This is a genomic window from Nocardioides bigeumensis (assembly GCF_039531755.1).
GTDB classification, from domain to species: Bacteria; Actinomycetota; Actinomycetes; order Propionibacteriales; family Nocardioidaceae; genus Nocardioides; species Nocardioides bigeumensis.
Window position 1 is genome coordinate 332,173 of sequence record NZ_BAAAQQ010000014.1, and the last position, 21,065, is coordinate 353,237.

The 21,065-nt window shown below is 69.7% G+C and carries 21 protein-coding genes; 9 read left to right on the top strand and 12 right to left on the bottom strand.

The features are described from left to right. Window position 1 precedes the first annotated feature (1 nt). Together ABD295_RS20800 and ABD295_RS20805 are read right to left on the bottom strand one after the other, a co-directional pair. Entirely contained in the window at window positions 2–469 is a 468-nt protein-coding gene (locus ABD295_RS20800) for a nuclear transport factor 2 family protein (protein WP_344305767.1), read from the bottom strand. Window positions 470–647: 178 nt separating this feature from the next. Next, on the bottom strand, window positions 648–1,280 hold the full coding sequence (locus ABD295_RS20805; RefSeq protein ID WP_344305768.1) for a hypothetical protein: 633 nt from the start codon (window positions 1,278–1,280) through the stop codon (window positions 648–650). 279 nt (window positions 1,281–1,559) lie between these two features. On the opposite strand from ABD295_RS20805, the gene ABD295_RS20810 reads away from it, so the two are divergent. Then, on the top strand, window positions 1,560–1,832 hold the full coding sequence (locus ABD295_RS20810) for a hypothetical protein (protein WP_344305769.1): 273 nt from the start codon (window positions 1,560–1,562) through the stop codon (window positions 1,830–1,832). A gap of 98 nt (window positions 1,833–1,930) precedes the next feature. After that, the gene (locus tag ABD295_RS20815) at window positions 1,931–2,374 is read left to right on the top strand and encodes a PA2169 family four-helix-bundle protein (protein WP_344305770.1); all 444 of its coding nucleotides are present in this window, start codon (window positions 1,931–1,933) and stop codon (window positions 2,372–2,374) included. 217 nt (window positions 2,375–2,591) lie between these two features. On the opposite strand, the gene ABD295_RS20820 is transcribed toward ABD295_RS20815, so the two are convergent. The 4 genes from ABD295_RS20820 to ABD295_RS20835 all read right to left on the bottom strand — a co-directional run bounded on the left by ABD295_RS20820 (window position 2,592) and on the right by ABD295_RS20835 (window position 6,970). Then, window positions 2,592–2,768: a hypothetical protein gene (locus ABD295_RS20820; RefSeq protein ID WP_344305771.1), complete on the bottom strand. Its 177-nt coding sequence runs from the start codon at window positions 2,766–2,768 to the stop codon at window positions 2,592–2,594. Between the two features lie 276 nt (window positions 2,769–3,044). Beyond that, the gene (locus ABD295_RS20825) at window positions 3,045–3,398 is read right to left on the bottom strand and encodes a type II toxin-antitoxin system HicB family antitoxin (RefSeq protein WP_344305772.1); all 354 of its coding nucleotides are present in this window, start codon (window positions 3,396–3,398) and stop codon (window positions 3,045–3,047) included. Beyond that, a complete protein-coding gene (locus ABD295_RS20830) occupies window positions 3,398–3,643 on the bottom strand; it encodes a toxin HicA (RefSeq protein ID WP_425574150.1) in 246 nt (81 codons plus the stop codon). Before ABD295_RS20830 ends, ABD295_RS20825 begins: the two co-directional genes overlap by 1 nt. 93 nt (window positions 3,644–3,736) lie before the next feature. Further along, window positions 3,737–6,970 (bottom strand): replicative DNA helicase, encoded by a 3,234-nt coding sequence (locus ABD295_RS20835; RefSeq protein WP_344305774.1) that lies wholly within the window; start codon window positions 6,968–6,970, stop codon window positions 3,737–3,739. A gap of 520 nt (window positions 6,971–7,490) precedes the next feature. Between ABD295_RS20835 and ABD295_RS20840 the strand changes: the two genes are divergently transcribed. Then, a complete protein-coding gene (locus tag ABD295_RS20840) occupies window positions 7,491–8,864 on the top strand; it encodes an MATE family efflux transporter (protein ID WP_344305775.1) in 1,374 nt (457 codons plus the stop codon). Window positions 8,865–9,003: 139 nt separating this feature from the next. On the opposite strand, the gene rplI is transcribed toward ABD295_RS20840, so the two are convergent. The 4 genes from rplI to rpsF all read right to left on the bottom strand — a co-directional run bounded on the left by rplI (window position 9,004) and on the right by rpsF (window position 10,811). Next, on the bottom strand, window positions 9,004–9,450 hold the full coding sequence (gene rplI, locus ABD295_RS20845; RefSeq protein ID WP_344305776.1) for a 50S ribosomal protein L9: 447 nt from the start codon (window positions 9,448–9,450) through the stop codon (window positions 9,004–9,006). Between the two features lie 23 nt (window positions 9,451–9,473). After that, on the bottom strand, window positions 9,474–9,710 hold the full coding sequence (gene rpsR, locus ABD295_RS20850) for a 30S ribosomal protein S18 (RefSeq protein ID WP_344305777.1): 237 nt from the start codon (window positions 9,708–9,710) through the stop codon (window positions 9,474–9,476). Window positions 9,711–9,814: 104 nt separating this feature from the next. Then, window positions 9,815–10,411, bottom strand: a complete 597-nt coding sequence (locus tag ABD295_RS20855; protein WP_344305778.1) for a single-stranded DNA-binding protein — start codon at window positions 10,409–10,411, stop codon at window positions 9,815–9,817. 109 nt (window positions 10,412–10,520) lie between these two features. Then, the gene (gene rpsF / locus ABD295_RS20860; protein WP_344305820.1) at window positions 10,521–10,811 is read right to left on the bottom strand and encodes a 30S ribosomal protein S6; all 291 of its coding nucleotides are present in this window, start codon (window positions 10,809–10,811) and stop codon (window positions 10,521–10,523) included. Between the two features lie 261 nt (window positions 10,812–11,072). On the opposite strand from rpsF, the gene ABD295_RS20865 reads away from it, so the two are divergent. From ABD295_RS20865 to ABD295_RS20880, 4 genes are all read left to right on the top strand, one after another. After that, window positions 11,073–11,927: a serine/threonine-protein kinase gene (locus tag ABD295_RS20865; RefSeq protein ID WP_344305779.1), complete on the top strand. Its 855-nt coding sequence runs from the start codon at window positions 11,073–11,075 to the stop codon at window positions 11,925–11,927. Continuing rightward, on the top strand, window positions 11,906–12,712 hold the full coding sequence (locus ABD295_RS20870) for a deoxyribonuclease IV (protein ID WP_344305780.1): 807 nt from the start codon (window positions 11,906–11,908) through the stop codon (window positions 12,710–12,712). The genes ABD295_RS20865 and ABD295_RS20870 overlap by 22 nt, the downstream gene beginning before the upstream one ends. Window positions 12,713–12,912: 200 nt before the next feature. Beyond that, the gene (locus ABD295_RS20875; RefSeq protein ID WP_344305781.1) at window positions 12,913–14,070 is read left to right on the top strand and encodes a lipid II:glycine glycyltransferase FemX; all 1,158 of its coding nucleotides are present in this window, start codon (window positions 12,913–12,915) and stop codon (window positions 14,068–14,070) included. Window positions 14,071–14,088: 18 nt separating this feature from the next. Continuing rightward, window positions 14,089–15,156 carry an alanine racemase gene (locus ABD295_RS20880; protein ID WP_344305782.1) on the top strand — a complete coding sequence of 356 codons (1,068 nt, stop codon included), beginning with the start codon at window positions 14,089–14,091 and terminating at the stop codon, window positions 15,154–15,156. Between the two features lie 24 nt (window positions 15,157–15,180). On the opposite strand, the gene ABD295_RS20885 is transcribed toward ABD295_RS20880, so the two are convergent. Together ABD295_RS20885 and ABD295_RS20890 are read right to left on the bottom strand one after the other, a co-directional pair. Next, a complete protein-coding gene (locus ABD295_RS20885; RefSeq protein ID WP_344305783.1) occupies window positions 15,181–16,716 on the bottom strand; it encodes a glycosyltransferase family 87 protein in 1,536 nt (511 codons plus the stop codon). A gap of 15 nt (window positions 16,717–16,731) precedes the next feature. After that, the gene (locus ABD295_RS20890; protein WP_344305784.1) at window positions 16,732–19,092 is read right to left on the bottom strand and encodes a transglycosylase domain-containing protein; all 2,361 of its coding nucleotides are present in this window, start codon (window positions 19,090–19,092) and stop codon (window positions 16,732–16,734) included. 216 nt (window positions 19,093–19,308) lie between these two features. Between ABD295_RS20890 and ABD295_RS20895 the strand changes: the two genes are divergently transcribed. Both ABD295_RS20895 and ABD295_RS20900 read left to right on the top strand, forming a co-directional pair. Continuing rightward, the gene (locus ABD295_RS20895; RefSeq protein WP_344305785.1) at window positions 19,309–19,878 is read left to right on the top strand and encodes a PadR family transcriptional regulator; all 570 of its coding nucleotides are present in this window, start codon (window positions 19,309–19,311) and stop codon (window positions 19,876–19,878) included. Window positions 19,879–19,951: 73 nt separating this feature from the next. Continuing rightward, entirely contained in the window at window positions 19,952–21,037 is a 1,086-nt protein-coding gene (locus tag ABD295_RS20900) for an inositol-3-phosphate synthase (RefSeq protein WP_344305786.1), read from the top strand. The last annotated feature ends 28 nt before the right edge of the window (window positions 21,038–21,065 follow it).

Here is a 21,065-nt window from a genome sequence, read left to right on the forward strand (position 1 = left end):
CCTACTGCAGCGGGATCTCGTGCCCCGGCCCGCGCTCGTCGTCGGGCCGGGGACCGAAGAGGCGACGCGCTGACTCGTCGATGGCGACGTCGTTGATCGACGCCTCGCGACGGCGCATCAGGCCGTCGGAGCCGAACTCCCACAGCTCGTTGCCATAGCTGCGCCACCACTGCCCCTGGTCGTCGTGCCACTCGTACTGGAAGCGCACGCCGATGCGGTCGTCTGTGAAGGCCCAGAGGCTCTTGCGCAGCACGTAGTCCTGCTCGCGCTCCCACTTGGCGGTCAGGAACTCGACGATCTCCGCGCGGCCGGTGAGGAAGGTGTCGCGGTTCCGCCAGACGGAGTCCTCGGTGTAGGCGAGGCTCACCCGTTGGGGGTCGCGGCTGTTCCAGGCGTCCTCGGCGGCCTGCACCTTCTGGGCGGCCGTCTCGGCGTCGAAGGGCGGGAAGGGCGGTCGCGCCTCGGACATCTGTGCTCCTCGTGGTGGGCTCCGGGCAGCCTAGCCAAGCGGATCGGCGCGGTGCGCGCGTCGGTTGTCATCCGCCCGAAGGTGAGACCGCGCCCAGCCGGCCGCCCCGGACGCGACAACCGCCCCGGGCGGTGTCACCCGGGGCGGTCGTGTAGTGCGGATCAGCGTTGCTGTCTGGTCAGACGCCCAGGCCGAGCTGCTCGAGGATGTCGTTCAGGATCCCGACCAGCTGACCGAGCAGGTTGCCGAGGACGCCACCGCTCAGGAGGCCGGCCACCGCGCAGAGCAGGTCACCGAGCAGGGCGCCCGGGACGGCGATGATGTCGAGCACGACCTGCTTGAGGTGCACCTCGAGACCCAGCACGTTGAGGTCCAGCGGACCGAGCACCAGGTTGAGGACGTCGCACGCGGCGGCGTTCGCAGCTGTGCCGGTCGCCAGGCTCGACAGCTTCTGGCCGTTGACCTTCTTCAGCTCGAGGCTGCGGATGGCGGTGAACTTCGACTTGGACCCGTCGGCGTTGGTGATGACGCCGTCGAGCACGCCCTTGACCTGGGCGACGCCGTCCTTGTTCTTGAACTTCAGCGGCGTGAAGGTGCCGCCGAGGGTGCCGCCGCCGGAGGTCTTGCCCTTGACGGTGGACTTCATCTTGCCGGCGGAGTTCTTGGCGACGTTGGTGGCCGCGGAGACGTTCTGCTCCGAGCCGGACGCGATCGCTGCAGAGCTGCCACCGACGACGAACATCATCGAGGCCGCGAGTGCGGCGGCGATGAGGCCGAGTGGCGTGCGGAAGTGACTGTTCCCGAGATTCATTGCTGTCTATCCCTCCATAGATCCCCACGAGTGGGGGGTGGCCGCGCTAGATGCGCGACCGTTCGACACGCTTGGAGAAGCCAGGCGTGTCCTTTCGTGAGATGCGCGGGTGCCCGGAAAAGTTCATGCGCGCTCAGGCCCCCGTTGAGCGCCGGGCGCTTCTCCCACCGTCGCGTCGCCCACAGCGGGAAGCGGCCGGCAACAGATCACCAACGCCACCACGATGCCGAGGACGAGAACGAGAGAGAGGAACACGCCGACCCTTCAGTTGGGGGGCCCGTGAGCAGGCACCGCGGGGTTACGTACCCCCTGGGCATTCAGATAGACCTGCGTGAGCCTGATCTGTGTCGCCGTTTCCCGGCTGGTCTCACCGGGCCGCTGCGCTACTCCACGCTCGGCATCGAGGTCGCCGGCGGCAACCTCGAGCCCGTCGAGGTGCTGGCCGTGACCGCCCTCGAGCCACCCGCGGCCGCGGCCGAGCGGGGTCGAGGGGGGCGTCGTCAGCGCGAGCCCGGTCAGGTCTCGCAGTTCCTGCTCGTCGAGGTGCGCTGACGCCCCGCCCGACGTCGGGGGCGTATGTCGCGTCGGTCGACGGGTACGGAACGGCCGTTCGTCTTCCGCCGTCCGCCCAACCGATCCAGGAGCCACCCATGACTGACGACAAGAAGGTCGCCAAGGAACTCGTCGAGACGTTGAAGGACGGGGAGCGGGGGTTCGCCTCAGCCGCGGACAAGGTGGAGGAGAGCGACCGCAGCGCTTGGGCCGCCACCCTCCGACGACTCTCCGAGCAGCGTGCGGGATTCCGCCAAGAGATCGTCGACATGGGCCACGAGTACGGCGACGACGTCGACGAGAGCGGCACCGCCGCAGCCGCCCTGCACCGCGGGTGGATCGCGCTCAAGGATGCCGTCACCGGCGACGACGCCGGCGCCGTCCTCGGCGCAGCCGTGACCGGCGAGGACCATGCCGTGTCGGAGTACGAGAGCGCCCTCCAGCAGGACCTCAGTGAGGGCTTCCGAGCAGTCGTCACCCGCCAGCACGCCGCCGTCGTCGCCGCGCGCGACGAGGTCAAGGCCCTCCAGACCCTCGACTGACGGACCCCGACGCCAGGCGATGGCTCTGGGGTGGCCTCAGTTGTCCGACTGACGGTCGAAGAGTCGGACGCTGCGCGCGCCGAGGACCGGGCGATTCCGTCACCCTCGGTCCCCTCTACGCCGCCCGTGAGTGATTGGTACGGCTCCCCAGCCCGCGTCACTAGCGGCTGTGACGCACTCACCGGCCCGTCCGACCGGTGTAGGGCATTGCAAGCCTTCAGTGGCGATCTTGTCCGGCGCAGTAGATGCAAGGACCCTCGAGCTCGTGGTACCGACCCAACTCGTGCATCGTGATCGCCTCCACCTCGTCTTCGGCTGCTGAGGTCAGGAGTTCGTCGACCGTCTCGGGCATGTCGTCGTACCGGTCCCCGTCGAAGCTCTCCTGTTCCACCATGGTGTGCATTCTGGCTCGTCGAGATAGCGAGCGTGTCTACACCTGCTGGTAGCGCGTTGGGCGTTGGGCTGAGTTCGATACCTGTGCGTCACATCCGGGGAGGCATCCGGCCGGGCGGCCCTTCTTGGTGGTCACCATTCGAGCGACTGCAGCGCCCGGTCGTGGAGGGAGGACGCTGGTGCCCACGTGGCCAGGGCTTGTCCGGTCAACCCTTCGGCGGTCGGCCGCCGCAAGCCATGGCGACGGTCTCACGAACGACGTGGTTGGCTTCAGCGCTTACGCGTCAGCCATCAGCTTTCGAACGACCCATTGGTTGATGCTGAGGTTCTCCTCAGCGGCGCGTAGCGCAACTTCGCGGTGGAGCTTCTCGCCGAGTCGAAGGTTGAACTTCCCGGAATAGCTGCGCTCAGAAATCGGCTCCGGCACGTCTTCGCCTTGCCTCTGCATATCGACCACGACGTCGGACAAGAGCGCTTCAAGACCCTGGAGAGCCTCGATTTGGGAGGAGGCGATCCAGGAGAGCGACGGGAACTCAGCGACGGTGGCGACGAACTCGCCGTCTTCGACAGACCACGCGACGCGGTACGTGTAATGAGACACATCAACCTGCGGCCGCTCTAGCGTGTTCATCACTTGCCCTCCTTCTTGTCGATCGCCTTCAATACTTGCCGCACCTGGTAAGCCTTGGCTTTGCCCTTGTCGTTCTGAATGTTGACCCGAGGGTCCCCAGGCCATGGCGTCTTGAACACCGCGTGTGAGGACCCCGTCTGGCGCGGGCTTCCGAAGTAGTGTTCGCAGACTTTGTGGAGGTCGTTGTACGCAACGTTCTGCTGGCTGTTTCGCATCGCTGCAACGATCGACTCCACCGAGGCCACTCTGGATGGTACCGCATGTGGTACCGGACGCCAAGGCGGCCGATTTGAGCCGCGCGGAGCTCTCGCGGCGGTTGGACCCGCCTCGGAGATGGCTCAGTGGGCCATGTCGACGAAGCGCGAGTAGTGGCCCTGGAAGGCGACGGTGATGTCGCGGGTGGGGCCATTGCGGTGCTTGGCGACGATGAGGTCGGCCTCGCCGGGGCGAGTCGACTCCTTCTCATAGACGTCGTCGCGGTGCAGGAGGATCACCATGTCAGCGTCCTGCTCAAGGCTGTTGTGAGCCGCGATGCCCTCGACGACGAAGTTGTGGGTGCCCATCACGGTGGCGTCGTACACCGGCTGCTCGCCGAGCGGCTCGATGGTGGCGACGGCGTCCCAGTAGACGTCGTTGGTGGCGAGGACCTCGAGGTCGGCATCGTCGAGGATGTCGGCCACCTTGGCGAGCCGCTCACGGCTCGGTGAGTGCTTCCACATCGTCGACCCACAGAACGAGGAGCCCATGGCTGCCGCGAACTCCCGGTGTGACATGCCCTGCTCGGCCAGCACCGACTTCACCTTCGTCCACACGTCGGGCGGGATCGTGTCGAGGTTGGTGTTGCTGCGGACGCCCCGGAGTCGCTCGGCCAGGGCGGCGGCCTTCTCGCCACGCAGACCGTGGACGCCGATGTCGTCGCAGAAGCGGAGCTGGTTTTCCGCGCCATAGACGAAGAGGTGCCAGCCGTCGCGGTAGCCCGCCTTCGTCACCCGCTTGATCCGGGTGAAGACGTTGAATCGCAGCAGGAGTCGCGCGACGTCGTCGACCAGTTGGCGGCTCGTCGACGCGTAGTAGACGCGACCCAGGTTGTTCTTTGCGTCGTAACCGATCGACCCGTCGGTCGCCCACAGGTGACGGAGGAACAGACCGACCTGCGCCTTGGGCAGACCAAAGACCCAGCTCGGCACGAACTTCTCGTGACTACGCAGCCCGAAGAGGCCGTCCTCGTCGAGCCACGCAGCGATCGGGTTCCGCTTGCCCCGGGCCAGTCGGTGAGGCGCCGGCAACCTCAGCGTCGTCACCCGGGCAGCGGGGTAGTCGTCGCGCACAGCGGTGATGCCAAAGCGACGCTCCGCCGCCTCGGTCACTGCGGTGAGGTTGCGCTCGTCGATGCTGGCGTAGCGGATCGGCTGCCGCTTCACGAACGAGCCGTCCCCCAGCATGTGAGCGAGGATCAGGACCTCGTCGTCGTCGCGCGTCGCGACCTCCAGCGGCGGCGGCACGTGGCGCAGTGAGCCGATGCGAGAGCCGGGCTTCAGGTCGGACAGCGGCTTCCAGCCGTCGTACGTCAAGAACTTGTGGTTGGCCGTCGCCTTGATCCGTCGACCCGACGTCAGCGTGAGCTCGAAGACCTCCTTGGTGCCCGACGGGAACGCGTGCGTCAGCGTGCGCGGCACCAGCTTGAGTCGATCGTCGAGCGACCAGACGGGGATGTCACGCGCCTCGGACGACAGCAGCTCGCCCAGAGTGATCTCGGCGTTGTTGTCAGCACGCATCAACCGGGTGTCGGCGGTGAGACAGCCTGACTCGCGAAGGTCACTCATCATCGGGCGCTTGTCGCCGCGCTGTTCAGGACCACGGTTGAGCTGTGAAAGAGCGATGATCGGGACCTCGAGCTCCTTGGCCAGCAGCTTGATCTGGCGGGAGAACTCCGAGACCTCGAGCTGGCGGGACTCGACCTTCTTGCCCGACGTCATCAGCTGCATGTAGTCGATGACGACCACGCGGAGGTCGTGGCGCTGCTTGAGGCGGCGGGCCTTCGCGCGGATCTCCATCATCGTCATGTTGGGCGAGTCGTCGATGAACATCGGCGCCGAGGAGACCTCGCCCATCTTGCGGGCCAGCTTTTCCCAGTCGCCGTCGTCCATGTTGCCGTTGCGGATGTGGTTGAGCGGCACCTTCGCCTCGGCCGACAGCAGCCGCATGGTGATCTCGGAGCGCGTCATCTCCAGGCTGAAGAAGACGCTGGTCAGGTTGTTGTGGATCGACGCCGCGCGGCACAGGTCGAGGGCCAGCGTGGAGTTGTGGGTCGGGATCGACGTCGGGCCGGCGAGGTAGAGGTGCTCGTCGTTGTCGACCTGCACGCAGCGCACTGGTACGCCGGGGACGCGGCGTACGTCCTCGATCTTGACCGCGCCGCCGTCGGGCAGCGCGATCGTGTGCACCTGCTCGAGAGACGCCGCGAGCTGGGCCGTCGTACGCGTGCGGGCGCCGGTCTCCTCCGACTCGACGGCCGCGCGGTGTCGCGCCACCTCGGAGACGAAGCGGCGGTGCCGGCCGCTGAACGGGTTGGCCCCGTCGCGCCGGTGCCGGCCGCCCTCGAGCAGGGTGGACGTGCGCCACTGGTGCTGCTCGTCGGCCACGATCGACGCGCCGTCGGAGAAGGTCAGCTCGAAGCAGGGCCGCCCGATCATCACCTCGGTCGCCGCCACCACCCGCGTCGGCCGGCCGGTCGCGTCGAGCAACAGGTCGCCCACGGCGACCGCGCCCATCGTCGTCCAGCCCGTCGGCGTCGGCAGCGGGGTGTCGAGCGCCAGCGCCTTGCCCATCGCGGGACGCGCGGCGACGATGATCATCTGCCCGGCGTGCAGACCGTTGGTCAGGTCGTCGAGATCGGCGAAGCCGGTCGGCACGCCGTAGAGCCCCGCCTCGCGGTTGCTGATCGCCTCGATCTCGTCGAGGACGCCGTCCATGATGTCCGACAGCGGCGCGTAGTCCTCCGCCTTGCGCCGGTCGGTGACCTGGTAGACCTCCGCCTGCGCCTGGTCCACCACGTCGTCGACCGCGCCCTCGCCGGCGTACCCGATCTGCACGATGCGGGTGCCGGCCTCGACCAGCCGCCGCAAGATGGCCTTCTCGCGGACGATCTCGGCGTAGTAGCCCGCGTTGGCGGCGATAGGGACGTTGGCCGACAGGGTGTGGAGGTACGGCGCCCCGCCCACCCGGGCCAGCTCGCCCCGACGCTGGAGCTCGGCGACCACCGTGATCGGGTCGGCCGGCTCGCCGCGACCGTAGAGGTCGATGATCGCGTCGTGGATCAGCTCGTGGCTCGGCCGGTAGAAGTCGGCGCCGCGGACCGTCTCGGCGACGTCGGCGATCGAGTCCTTGCTGATCAGCATCGCGCCGAGCACGGACTGCTCGGCGGCCATGTCCTGCGGAGGGGTGCGGTCACCGGGGCGCGAGGGCGCCTCGCCCGGGGCATAGCTGACCGGGCCGTCGCCCCAGCCGTCGCCCACGAACGCGCCGTCCGGCCCGTGGCCCTGGTCAGTGATGCTCACCGTCGCGCTCCCCATGTGAGTCGAACATCAGTTCGGTTGGGGACGTTAGGGACGACCACCGACAACAGGTGGTCCGGGGGGAGATCTGCGACCTTGGAAGGCACGGGGGCCAAGACCCTTCCATACGACTGACGGTGCTCACGGGGCTCTGAATCGGACGTTGTCCGACACCGGAACCTAGAAGGTCCGCGGGGTGCCCAGAGAACCCCGCAGATGTCAACCGGGGGATTGTTCGGAGGCAGAGGTGGATGACTCTCTCCACCCCGTGGATGACTGGCCCACAGGTGTGGAGGGACCTGGGGACAAAGAAATGTTTCGAGGCCCGTAAAGTGCTCCTGACCTGCACGAACAGCTCTCCCACACGGTGTGGAGCAAAACTACTCGTCCGAGCTGTTGTTCACCTGCCCGCCATCTGGTCGTCGCAAAGACGCTATGTCGACAAGAGGTCTGTCCACATGTTTTCCACAGGTGTGGGTGGGCTAGTCGCGTGGGGGTCATTCCCCGCCTCTGCTCCTTACCCGTCTAGTCTGCTGCCGTGACCCATCCTCTCGACCGCGAGATCGTGAGGCTGGCGTTCCCGGCCTTCCTCGCCCTGGTCGCGGAGCCGGTCTTCCTGCTCTCCGACGCCGCCATCGTCGGTCACCTCGGCACCCCCGAGCTCGCCGGCCTCGGCATCGCCGCGGTGGTGCTGCAGACGGTGGTCGGGCTGTGCGTCTTCCTCGCCTACGGCACCACCAGCAGCGTCGCCCGCCACCTCGGCGCGGGAGACCTGCGCGGTGCCCTCGCCCAGGGAGTCGACGGGCTGTGGCTCGCGGTGCTGATCGGTGCGGTCGCCACCGTCCTCGGGTTGCTGCTCACCGACCCCCTGGTCGGCGCGTTCGGGGCCGGCGCCGAGGTGACCGAGCACGCGGCGACGTACCTGCGCATCGCCGTGCTCGGCATCACCCCGCTCCTCGTCATGCTCGCCGCCACCGGGGTGCTCCGGGGACTGCAGGACACCCGGACGCCGCTCGTCGTGGCGGTCGCCGGCACCGTGCTCAACGTGCTGCTCAACCTGCTGCTCGTGTACGGCGTCCCCGTCGATGTCATGGCCTTCGACGGGCTCGGGATCGCCGGCTCGGCCCTCGGGTCGGTGCTCGCCCAGCTCGCCTCGGCGGCCGCGCTGGCCACCGTGGTCGTGCGCGGCGCCCGACGCGAGGGCTCCCCGCTCTCCCCCGACCGCGCCGGGATCACCGCCGCGGCCCGGGCCGCCGTGGCCCTGGTGATCCGCACCCTAACGCTGCGCGGCGCGCTGCTCGTGACGACGTACGCCGTCGTGCTGGCCGCCCGGTCCGGCCCTGATGGCCTCGGCGGCGACGACTCGGTCTCGGTGGCCACCCACCAGCTCGCCTTCACGATCTGGACCTTCCAGGCCTTCGCCCTCGACGCGATCGCCATCGCCGCCCAGGCGCTGACCGGGCGGCAGCTCGGCGCCGGCGACGTCGACGCGACCCGGGCCGTGACCAAGCGGATGATCCTCTGGGGCATCTGGGGCGGGGTCGTCCTCGGCGTGCTGACCCTGGTGACCGCGCCCTTCGTCGGCGCGCTCTTCACCGGCGACCAGTCCGTGCGCGACCTGCTGGTGCCGGTGCTCGTCGTGGTGGCGATCGGGCAGCCGCTGAGCGGGCTGGTGTTCGTGCTCGACGGGGTGCTGATCGGGGCCGGCGACGGGACCTACCTCGCCAAGGCCGGGCTGGTGATGTTCGCCGTCTACGCCCCGGTCGTGCTCGCGGTCGCGGCGCTGGTCGGCGGGCTGGTCTGGGTGTGGATCGTCTTCACCGTCGTGCTGATGGGCTCGCGGGCGATCCTGCTGGTACGCCGCGAGCGCGGCGACGCGTGGCTGGTGACCGGGATCCGGAGCGTCGCCTGAGGCGCGGGTGGTCTCGACTGTCCGCTCGCAAGCTCGCTGCTCGACCACCGAGCCCACAGAGAACGCAGCAGACCCCGCCCCGGACGAGTCCGGGACGGGGTCTGCCGTCAGATCAGATCAAGCGATCAAGCGGTGTCGATCAAGCCGGGATGACGTTGAGCGCCACCTTGGCGGCCACCTCGTCGGTCAGCTTGACCGAGACCTGGTGGGCGCCGAGCGACTTGATCGGCTGGGTGACGATGATCGTGCGCTTGTCGACACCCTCGCCGGCCACGGTCTCCAGCGCGGAGGCGATGTCGGCGGTGGTGACGGCGCCGAAGAGCCGGCCGCCGGCGCCGGCGCGGACCTTCAGGTCCACCGTGCCGCCCTCGAGCTTGGCCTTCAGCTGGTCGGCGTGGTCGCTGTCGCGGACCGCGCGCGCGGCGCGGGCGCCGACGATCGCGTCGACCTGCTTCTGGCCGCCACGGGTCCAACGGGTCGCCAGGCCACGGGGCACGAGGTAGTTGCGGCCGTAGCCGTCCTTGACCTCGACCACGTCACCGGGGGCGCCGAGCCCCTCGACCTCTTGGGTCAGGATGAGCTTCATGTCGTTCTCCTCCCAGTCCCTGCTCAGCGGCCGGTCGCGGTGTAGGGCAGCAGCGCGAGCTCGCGCGCGTTCTTGACCGCGATCGCGACGTCGCGCTGGTGCTGCACGCAGTTGCCGGTGACCCGACGGGCGCGGATCTTGCCCCGGTCGGAGATGAACTTGCGGAGCAGAGCGGCGTCCTTGTAGTCGACGGACGTCGCCTTCTCCTTACAGAACTGGCAAACCTTCTTCTTGGGCTTGCGCAAAACTGCCTTGGCCATTGTGGTGCTCCCTTTCAGTGAGCCCGGCCCTGCGCGGAGCAGGGACGGAATGGTGGCGGTTGGGCTATTGGGTTGTTCGGTGCTGGGTCGAGCTCAGTCGAGACCTAGAACGGCGGCTCTTCCTGGCTGCCGCCGACACCGGGGGCGCCCCACGGGTCGTTCGGCGGAGCCGACTGGCCGCCCTGCGGTGCGTAGCCGCCCTGCTGCGGCTGGCCCTGCGGAGCGGCGTACCCACCCTGCTGGCCGCCACCCTGCGCGGGAGCGGGCTGCGCCCACGGGTCGTCCTGCTGCTGGCCTCCGCCACCGCCGCCGGAGTACCCGCCGCCCGCGCCCTGGCGCGTGGTGCGGGTGACCTTGGCGGTCGCGTACTTCAGCGAGGGGCCGACCTCTTCGACGTCGAGCTCGTAGACGGTGCGCTTCTCGCCCTCACGCGTCTCGTACTGCCGCTGCTTGAGGCGACCCTGGACGACCACGCGCATGCCCTTGACCAGCGACTCGGCGACGTTCTCAGCCGCCTGGCGCCACACCGAGCAGGACAGGAACAGGCCTTCGCCGTCCTTCCACTCGTTGGTGTTCTTGTCGAAGGTGCGCGGCGTCGAGGCGATCCGGAAGTTGGCCACCGCGGCCCCGGACGGGGTGAAGCGGAGCTCCGGGTCGTCGACGAGGTTGCCGACCACGGTGATGACGGTTTCGCCTGCCATGTCAGGTCTCCTGGATGAGTACGTCGCTGGACTGGATCACCGGCATCCTTGCGGACGCCTCCGACGCTGGGTAGGGCTCCTCCACAGGGGCCCCGGCGCCGGCGAGAGCTCAGTGAGCGCTCGGGCGCAGCACCTTGGTGCGCAGGATGGACTCGTTGAGACCGAGCTGGCGGTCGAACTCCTTGACCGTGGCCGGCTCGGCGGTCAGCGTGACGACGGCGTAGATGCCCTCGGCCTGCTTGTTGATCTCGTAGGCCAGCCGGCGGCGGCCCCACACGTCGACGTTGTCGACCGTGCCGCCGTCCTTGCGGATGACGTTGAGGTATTTGTCGAGGGACGGCTCGATGGTCCGCTCCTCAAGACTCGGGTCGAGGATGACCATTACTTCGTAGGCACGCACAGCGGTCCCACCTCCTCTGGACTCGGCGGCCACGGGCGATCCGTGGCAGGAGGGCTGGTGCGTCACGGTCCTGGCACGAAGGCCGAGGATCGAGACTCGTCCGGGTCGCGGGCCCACGGGGGCACGCTCGCCAGGCGAACGCTGAAGACTAACAGCGCGGCGTACGCCGGACCGAATTCGCGACCAGGCCCCCGGCACGCCCCGCGGACCCTGTGGAGAGCGCCCTGCGCGCCGCCGCCGGTCTCCTTACGGTGGCGCTCGATGCGCACCTCCCGACGACACCGGACCGTCGCCGGTCGCTACCTGCTCCTCGACCTCGTCGGCGCCGGCGGGATGGGCGCGGTGTGGCGGGCCCGCGACCTGCGCAGCGGCGACACCGTCGCGGTCAAGCTGCTCGCGCGGCACGACACGGACACCGGGCTGCTGCTGCGGTTCGTGCACGAGCAGTCGGTGCGGATCCGGCATCCGCACGTGCTCGCGCCGACGGGCTGGGCGGCCGAGGACGAGCTCGTCGTGCTCGTGATGGACCTCGTCCGGGGCGGCTCGGTGCACGACCTCCTGCGCGACCACGGGGCGCTTCCCGAGCCGACCGTGCGGGTGCTCCTCGACCAGCTCCTCCAGGCCCTCGAGGCCGTGCACGCGGCTGGCGTCGTCCACCGCGACCTCAAGCCCGCCAACCTGCTCCTCGACGCCACCGGGCGGGGCCGCCCCCATCTCCGGCTGGCCGACTTCGGCGTCGCCGCCACCGCCGCCGAGCAGCGGATCGCCGTCGGCGGTCTCGACCTTGACGGGCCGATCGGCACCGACGGCTACCTCGCGCCCGGCCACTCGGCCGACCGGCCCGACCCCCGCCAGGACCTGTACGCCGCCGGGCGCGTCGGCGTCGAGCTGCTGACCGGCGCGCGGGCGTCCGACCGCGTGCCGTGGGGTCCGCTGCAGCCGCTGCTGCACGCGCTGACCGAGCCGGACCCGGGCCGTCGTACGCCGTCCGCCGCCGCCGCCCTCGCCCACCTGCGCGCGATCGGCGGCCCGGCGTCGGACGTGCACCCCCTCGTGCCCGACCGACTGTCGGCGCGGCGTCCTAGGCTGGCGGAATGGCTGGACAGACGGACCTGAGGATCGGCGCCCACGTCGAGCAGAGCGACCCGGTCGCCGAGGCCAAGGCGCGCAGCGCGCCGCACGTGCAGTTCTTCCTGGGTGACCCGCAGGGCTACAAGGGCCCGGAGTTCCGCTACGCCGGGGGCGCCGAGGGGCTCAGGGCCGACGCGGAGGCGGCCGGCATCGACCTCTACGTCCACGCGCCCTACATCGTCAACGTCGCCACGACCAACAACCGCATCCGGATCCCCAGCCGCAAGCTGCTCCAGCAGCACGTCGACGCCGCGGCGAGCATCGGCGCCAAGGGGCTGATCGTGCACGGCGGCCACGTCAACAAGGACGACGACCCGACCAAGGGGTTCGACAACTGGCGCAAGGCGATCGAGGCCACCGACCTCAAGCTTCCGCTGTTGATCGAGAACACCGCCGGCGGCGACAACGCCATGACCCGCTACCTCGACCGGATCAAGGGCGTCTGGGACGCCATCTCCTCGGCCGAGGGTGCCGACCAGGTCGGCTTCTGCCTCGACACCTGCCACGCCCACGCGGGCGGCAACAAGATGGAGACCGTCGTCGCCGACGTGCTCGCGATCACCGGGCGCATCGACCTGGTGCACTGCAACGACAGCCGCGACGAGTTCGACTCCGGGGCCGACCGTCACGCCAACCTCGGTCAGGGCAAGGTCGACCCCGACCTCCTCGCCGCGGTGGTGCGGGAGGCCGGCGCCCCCGTCGTGCTGGAGACGCCGGGCGGCGCAGCCGAGCACCTCGACGACATCGCCTGGCTGCGCGAGCACGCCTGACACCGGCACTTCCACCGCGGTCAAGGTCCCTGTGACACAGACCAAAGTCGGGGTGGGCCAGACCACCTGGGCAAAGAAGAGGACGCGAGCGCCAGACCCTGCCAAACTCTCGCCCAGCAGGGACTCGAACGGCACAGGGGAGCGTTCGGGTCCCTTCCCTGTTGCGCGTCGACGCCACCGGCACCGGTAACGTCGCTCGGGTGATCATCGTGCGTCCCGTGACCGAGGCCGAGCACCTCGCGTTCCTACGGGGACGCAGCTCAGCGAGCTTCCTGCAGACCCCGGCCTGGGGCCGGGTGAAGGCCGAGTGGCGGCGCCAGTCCGTCGGCTTCTTCGACGGCCCACCCGACGACCAGCGCCTGGCCGGCGTGGCGCTGGTCCTCTACCGCCACCTGCCCCGCACGAAGCGCTGCCTGGCCTACCTCCCCGAGGGTCCCGTCCTCGACTGGGACGTCGCCGACCTCGCGCCGTGGCTCGACGCGCTCGCCACGCACGCCAAGAGCGAGGGCGCCTTCGCGGTGCGGATCGGGCCGCCGGTGGTGACGGCGCGGTGGAGCGCTGCCCAGCTCAAGGAGGGCATCGCCGATGCCGGCGTACGCCGCCTGACCGACCTCGCCCCGGCCGAGCGCGACGTCACCGGAGCCGCCGTGGTCTCCCAGTTGCGCGAGCTCGGCTGGCGCGAGCAGGGGGCCGACGGGGGGTTCGCGGCCGGTCAGCCGCGCTACAACTTCCACCTGCCGCTGGTCGACGACGACGGCAAGCCGCTGACCGAGGAGCAGGTCCTCGCCGGCATGAACCAGCAGTGGCGGCGCAACATCAAGAAGGCCGCCAAGAGCGGGGTGGTGGTCTCGACAAGCTCGACCAGCGACGCCGGCGACGCGACCGGGGACCTCGAGGCGTTCCACGAGCTCTACGTCCTGACCGCGCAGCGCGACGGCTTCACCCCGCGCGGGCTGGCGTACTTCAAGACGATGCTCGACGCGCTCGGGTCCGAGGACCCCGGCCGGATCAGGCTCTGGCTGGCCCACCACGAGGGCGACCTGGTGGCCGCGACGATCGCGGTGCGGGTCGGCACGCATGCGTGGTATTCCTACGGCGCCTCCTCCACCGAGAAGCGCGACGTCCGTGGTTCCAACGCGATCCAGTGGGCGATGATCCAGGACGCGCTGGCCGCGGGCGCCGAGGTCTACGACCTGCGCGGCATCACCGACACCCTCGACGCCGACGACCCGCACGTCGGGCTCCTCCAGTTCAAGGTCGGCACCGGCGGCCAGGCGGTGGCGTACGCCGGCGAGTGGGACCTGCCGCTCAACCGCCCGCTCTACAAGGCGTTCATGCTCTACATGGAACGCCGGTGAGTCCCAGGTGAGCCCCGCATGAGTCTGGTCCTCCGCGTCGACGGCGACCGCTGGCGCGCGCACCTGCGGCAGGTCGCGGCCGGCGAGCCCGGGCTGGTCCCGGTGGCGAAGGGCAACGGTTACGGCTTCACCGTCGGCCGGCTCGCCCGCAAGGCTGCGTGGCTCGGCGTCGACACGCTCGCTGTCGGCATCTACGACGAGCTCGACAGCGTCGCGCACCGCTTCGACGGCGACCTGCTCGTGCTGACCCCCTGGCGGCCGCACGGCGACGCCGAGGGCGTCGACGCCGCGATCTCCTCGCGGGTGATCCACACCGTCAGCCGGCTCGAGGACCTGGGCGCGCTGCTCGCGCGGGAGCCGCAGGCGCGGTTCGTGCTCGAGCGGACCACCAGCATGCTGCGGCACGGGATGTCCGCGGCCGAGCTCCGCTCCGCCGGCCAGGAGCTCGCGGGTCGCGACGGCCCGCACCGCCTCGAAGGCGTCGCGCTGCACCTCCCCCTCGCCGCCGGGTCGCACCTGCCCGAGGTCGAGCGGCTGCTCACCGACGTCGTCTCCGCCGGGTTGCCCCGGCCGGCCGGCACGGTCGTCTGGGTCAGCCACCTCACCGGCGACGAGCTCGGCCGGCTGCGCGCGGCGTACCCCGACTTCACCTTCCGTCCCCGCATCGGCACCGACCTCTGGCTCGGCGACCGCACGGCCCTGCGGGCCACCGCCACCGTGCTCGACGTGCACGCCGTCGACCGTGGCGACGTGTTCGGCTACCGCGGCCGCACCGTCCCCCGGGCCGGCCACCTGCTCGTCGTCAGCGGTGGCACCGCCCACGGCATCGGCCTCGAGGCGCCGCTCGGTGACGCCTCCGTCAAGGGCCGGGCGGCCACCTTCGTGCGCGGCGGCCTGGACGCCGTCGGCTTCGTGCGGTCGCCCTTCACCGTCGACGGCAAGCAGCGACTCTTCGCCGAGCCGCCACACATGCAGGCCTCGATGCTGTTCCTGCCCTCCGGCGCGCGGGTGCCTGACGTCGGCGACGAGGTGGACGTGCGGGTGCGCTACACCGCGACGGCCTTCGACGGGGTCGAGGTCAGCTAGGCCGTCTCCGCAGGGGGGTCTCGACTATCCGCTCGCTTCGCTCGCTGCTCGACCACCGGCGTGCGCTCGCTGCTCGACCACCGGCGTGCGCTCGCTGCTCGACCACTGGCGTGCGCTCGCTGCTCGACCACCCGGTGTGCGCTCGCTGCTCGACCACCGGTAGGGGACCCGCCGGGGCTCGCGCACCGGGTCGTGCGTCGGCCGCAGGACGTCGCGGGCGACGAGGGTGACGAGGTAGAGCTCACCGAGGACGCGCACCACGATCGCGACCCAGTAGGCGCCGGCGTCGTCGCCGGCCGCGGGCTTGAGGTCGTTGCCGAGGTACCACCACACCGACATGAAGTAGAAGACCTCGCTCGCCTGCCACACCAGCTGGTCGCGCCACCGCGGGCGGGCCAGCGCCGCCAGCGGCAGCAGCCACAGCACGTACTGCGGCGAGTAGACCTTGTTGACGATCAGGAAGCCCGCGACGATCAGGAAGGCCAACTGCGCCAGACGCGGCGTCGCCGGCGCGGCCATCGCCAGCGCCGCGACGCCGAGGCACCACGCCACGAAGATCCACAGGGACCAGCCGTTGATCGTGTCGGAGGTGAAGGCCACGTCACGCGCCTGCGCGATCACCAGCCAGACCGACCCGAGGTCGGCGGTGCGGTCGGAGTTGAAGGTCCAGAAGAGCTTCCACTGGTCGGGACCGGTGAGGTACGCCGGGATGTTGGTCAGCACCCAGGCGATCACGGCCGAGCTCAGGACCGTGACGTACGCCGCGAACCACCGCCGTCGGATGCAGATCAGCAGCAGGCCGCCCAGCAGGAACAGCGGATAGAGCTTGATCGCCACCCCGAGGCCGATCAGCAGGCCGGTCAGGACGGGACTGCCGCGCTGCCAGGCCCAGAGCGCCCCGGCGACCGCCGCCACGGCGAGCATGTCCCAGTTGACCAGCCCGGCCAGGGCGAGCGTCGGGGACAACGCGAACATCGCCGCGTCCCAGGGCCGGTCGCGGTTCACCCGTGTCAGGAACCACGTCGTCAGCAGCGCCAGCAGTGCGAACCCGACCGCGTTGACGACGAAGAAGAGCTTGATCTCCCGCTGGATGTCGGGCTGGCCGAAGAGCGTGCCGGGATCCTGGGCGTAGCGCGGCTCGAGGTCCGGGGACCCGGCCAGCCAGTGGGTGACGTACGCCGTCCCGTAGGTCCAGTAGGAGATGCCGACGGGGTACTCCATCACCGAGAAGCGGTTGCGCACCTGCGGGTCGTCGGTGAACGGCCAGGCCAGCTCGACCATGCCCCGGCCGGTGTAGAGATAGGGCAGGTCGGAGTAGCACATGGCGCTGTAGCGGGTCTCGCCCGTCGTCCAGCCCTCTTGGAAGCAGTCGTTCTTCTGGACCATGCCAAGCGCGAAGCAGCAGGCGGTGAGCAGGAGCAGGACGCGCACCGGCGTCCACCACGGGTGCCGGGCCGCGTGGCAACCCATGGGGCCGCCGACCGACTCGCTGACGAGGGTGACGACCGGGTCGTCGACCGTGGGGTGGACCCGGCGGTCAGCGCCCGGACGTCCGATCATGCCGCGACCCTACGGTCACCAGTCGGCGCGGGGAGTGACCGGCGCGGCGGGCTCCCGGCTGTAGTACGCCGAGGACACCTGGACGGGAGCCCCGGTGGGCTCGCCGCTCGCCGAGGCGGTCGGCTGGGCGGGCGCTGACTGCGAAGGCGCGGGCGCCGACGAGCTCGGCGGCGGCGGCGGCGCCGAGGGGCTGGGCGGTGGCGCCGACGGGCTCGGCTCCGGCACCGACGGCGTCGGCGTCGGCACCGACGGGGTCGGCCCATCGGTCGGCGTGCTCGGGTCGTCACTCGGCAGGATCGTCGAGGGGGTGTCCGAGGGCTTCTTGGTCGGCGAGGGCTTCCGGGTCGGCGAGGGCGGCGGCGTGTAGGGCTCGTGACCCTCCTCCGGCTCGTTGTCCCCGTCGACGTACACCGGCTCCGGGAACTCCTCGACCTCCATCCCCTCCATCACGCGGCCCATCACGTCGGTCCAGGTGCGGGCGGGGTAGGAGCCGCCGAAGAACTCCGGCAGGAAGCCCTCGAGCTGCTCGCGACCCTTGCCGCGCACGTACATCACCGCGGTCGAGATCTGCGGCGTCGTGCCGACGAACCACGACGAGGACACCTCGCCCTTGTCGTTGGTGGCGGTGCCGGTCTTGCCGGCGACCGGGCGGTCGAGCTCGAGGGCGGCGCTGCCGGAGCCGGTCTCGACGACCTGCTGGAGCGCGTAGCAGACGTCGGCGGCGATGTCGGGGTCGAGGACGTCCTTGTCGGCCCGCTTGTAGGTGTAGTCGGTCTCGCCGGCGTTGGTGACGACCTTCTCGATGACGTGCACGTCGGCGCGGGAGCCCTCGTTGGCGAGCGTGGCGTAGGAGTTGGCCATGTTGATCGGGCTCACCTGCACCGAGCCCAGCGCGACACCGAGGTTGGCCTGGAGGTCGATCGACTTGGTGGGGATGCCGTACTTGCCGGGCTCGTTTCCGGGGATGCCGAGGTCGTTGGCGGTGTCGACGATCTTCTGCGGACCGTCCTCCATCGAGTTGGTCATGTCGATGAACGCGGTGTTGATGGAGTCGGCGGTCGCCTCGATCATGCTGACGGTGCCGTAGGAGGTGTTGCCCTGGTTCTCGAAGTCGGTGCCGTCGGGCAGCACCATCGGCGAGTTGCCGTCGAAGGTGTCCCTGAGCGAGAAGCCGTCCTTGATGGCCGCGGCGTCCGCGAACGCCTTGAAGGTTGAGCCCGCCATTCCGCCGGCCACGGCCCAGTTGATCTGGGAGTCGAGGTAGTCCTGGCCGCCGTAGAACCCGAGCAGCGCACCGGTGCCGACCTCGACGGTCGCGACCGCGACGTGCAGCTGGCCGCCGTCCATGCCCTCAGGGCGCTGCGCGGCCTGGCCCTCCTGGGCGGCTGCCATCGCCTCGGGCGTGAACGTCGTGGTCACCCGCAGCCCGCCGCCGTCGATGTCCTCCTCGGAGTAGCCCAGGCGCAGCAGCTCGTCGCGGATCAGCTTGAGCATGTGGCCCTTCTGGCCGCCGTACTGGCTGGTCGCCTCGATCTTCGGGAACTTCGGCAGCCGCTTCTGCGCCTTCTCGGCCTCCTCGGCGGTGGCCGTGCCCATGTCCGCCATCGAGGACAGGACGTAGTCGTAGCGGCTCTTCAGCTCGGCCTTCGCCTCCTTGCCGTTGGTCGGGTCGAGGTCGTTGGGGTCGTTGAGCACGCTCGCCAGGACCGCGGACTCGCGGAGGTTGAGGTCGGCGGCCGGCTTGTCGAAGTACGCCTGGGCGGCCGCCTGGACGCCGTACGCCCCCCGGCCGAAGTAGATGGTGTTGAGGTAGCCCTCGAGCACCTGCTCCTTGGTCAGCTTGCGCTGCAGCTTGAGCGACAGGATCGCCTCGCGTGCCTTGCGCTGCCAGCTGCGCTCCTGGGAGAGGTAGAGGATCTTGACGTACTGCTGGGTGATCGTGGACGCGCCCTGCGTCGAGTTGCCCCTGGCGTTGCTGAAGGCCGCGCGCAGGATGCCCTTGGGGTCGATGCCGCGGTCGGTCCAGAACGACTGGTTCTCCGCGGCGACGACGGCGTCCTTGAGGGTCTGCGGCATCTCGTCGAGCGGGATCGACTCACGGTCCTGGGTGGCGAACTCGCCGAGCTCGGTCTTGCCGTCGGCGTAGTAGATCTTCGAGGTCTGCGCCTCGAAGTCCTCGTTGGGGTCGGGGATGTCGACGGCGTTGTACGCGACCACGAAGGCACCGACGCCGAGCAGGCCGAAGAGGAGCCCGACCAGGAGGAGGACGATCCCGACCCGCTTGAGGCGGCGCTTGGTGGCGGCGCGGCCCTTGGGACGCGGGGGCTTCCGCTTGACCGCCGGACCGGCGGCTCGGCGCTTGCTCTGAGGGGCCACGCAACTGCTCCGTCGTTCGTTCTGTGTGTGCTCGGGGGTGTGCTCAGGGGTGTGTGCACGGGGAGGTGATCGAGCCGCTGGACCATGTAGTACCCACGGCGCCCGACCAGAGTACGGGGGTGCGGCCAGAGGGTCGGATTCCCCGTCGGTGAGTGTTTCCTCACGCCCGACCCATCGCGAGTTCCCGTCGCGCGGATATATCGCTACGATAGGTCTGTGGCAAGACGTGCGGAGACCATCGAGCTGGCAGTCCTCGGACTGCTGCACGAGGGACCGATGCACGGCTACGAGCTGCGCAAGCGGCTCAACCTCATGCTCGGGTGGAGCCGGGTGCTGTCCTACGGCTCCCTCTACCCCACGCTGAAGAAGCTCCTGCGCGCGACCTTCATCGAGGAGTCGCCCGGTGAGCTCACCATCACCAACCGCCCGCGGATCGTGTACGCCGTCACCGAGGCCGGTCACGGCGAGTTCGAGCGCCTCATGTCAGAGGTCGGCCCGACCGCGTGGGAGGACGACAACTTCGACATCCGGTTCGCGTTCTTCGGGCGCACCGACATGGAGATCCGGCTGCGCGTCCTCGAGGGCCGTCGCAGCCGCCTCCAGGAGCGGCTGACACGGGTGCAGAAGGAGCTCCAGCTCACCCAGGCCGAGGTCGACCGCTACTCCGCAGAGCTGCAGCGGCACGGGGTCGAGTCGGTCGAGCGCGAGGTGCGCTGGCTCTCCGACCTGATCAACGCAGAGCACGACCGGGGGCAGCAGCCGTCGCCCCCGCCTCAGCACAGCTGAGACAGACAGACCCCGGGTCTCGGAGAGACCTGAGCAGCACCATCCAGGAAACCGAAGGAAGAAGGAGAGCCCGATGGGTTCGGTACGAGTAGCAATCGTCGGCGTCGGCAACTGCGCCGCCTCCCTCGTGCAAGGCGTCCACTACTACCGCGACGCCGACGCGTCCGAGGTCGTGCCCGGCCTCATGCATGTCGCCTTCGGTGAGTACCACGTCTCCGACGTGGAGTTCGTCGCGGCGTTCGACGTCGACGACAAGAAGGTCGGCAAGGACCTCTCCGAGGCCATCGGCGCGTCGGAGAACAACACCATCAAGATCTGCGAGGTCCCGACGCTCGGCGTCGAGGTCCAGCGCGGCCACACCCTCGACGGGCTCGGCAAGTACTACCGGATGACCATCGAGGAGTCCGCGGCCGAGCCAATCGACGTCGTCCGCGCCCTGCGCGAGTCCGAGGCCGACGTCCTCGTGTCCTACCTGCCGGTGGGTTCCGAGGAGGCCGACAAGTTCTACGCCCAGTGCGCCATCGACGCCGGCGTCGGCTTCGTCAACGCCCTCCCGGTCTTCATCGCCTCCGACCCCGAGTGGGCCGCGAAGTTCGAGGCCGCCGGTGTGCCGATCGTCGGTGACGACATCAAGTCCCAGGTCGGCGCGACCATCACCCACCGGGTGCTGGCCAAGCTGTTCGAGGACCGCGGCGTCGCCCTCGACCGCACCTACCAGCTCAACGTCGGCGGCAACATGGACTTCAAGAACATGCTCGAGCGCGAGCGCCTGGAGTCCAAGAAGGTCTCCAAGACCCAGGCCGTCACGTCCAACCTCAAGGGCGAGCTGGCCAACAAGATCTCCGACCGCAACGTGCACATCGGCCCGTCCGACTACGTGCAGTGGCTCGACGACCGCAAGTGGGCCTACGTCCGCCTCGAGGGCCGCGCCTTCGGCGACGTGCCGCTCAACATGGAGTACAAGCTCGAGGTCTGGGACTCCCCCAACTCGGCCGGCATCATCATCGACGCGATCCGCGCGGTGAAGATCGCCATGGACCGCGGCATCGCCGGCCCGCTGATCGGCGCGTCGTCGTACCTCATGAAGAGCCCGCCCGTGCAGCTGCCCGACGACGAGGGCCGCGCGCGCGTCGAGGCCTTCATCGCCGGCGACGAGTGAGCGTGTTGCGCTAGTCATCCCGTTCGAG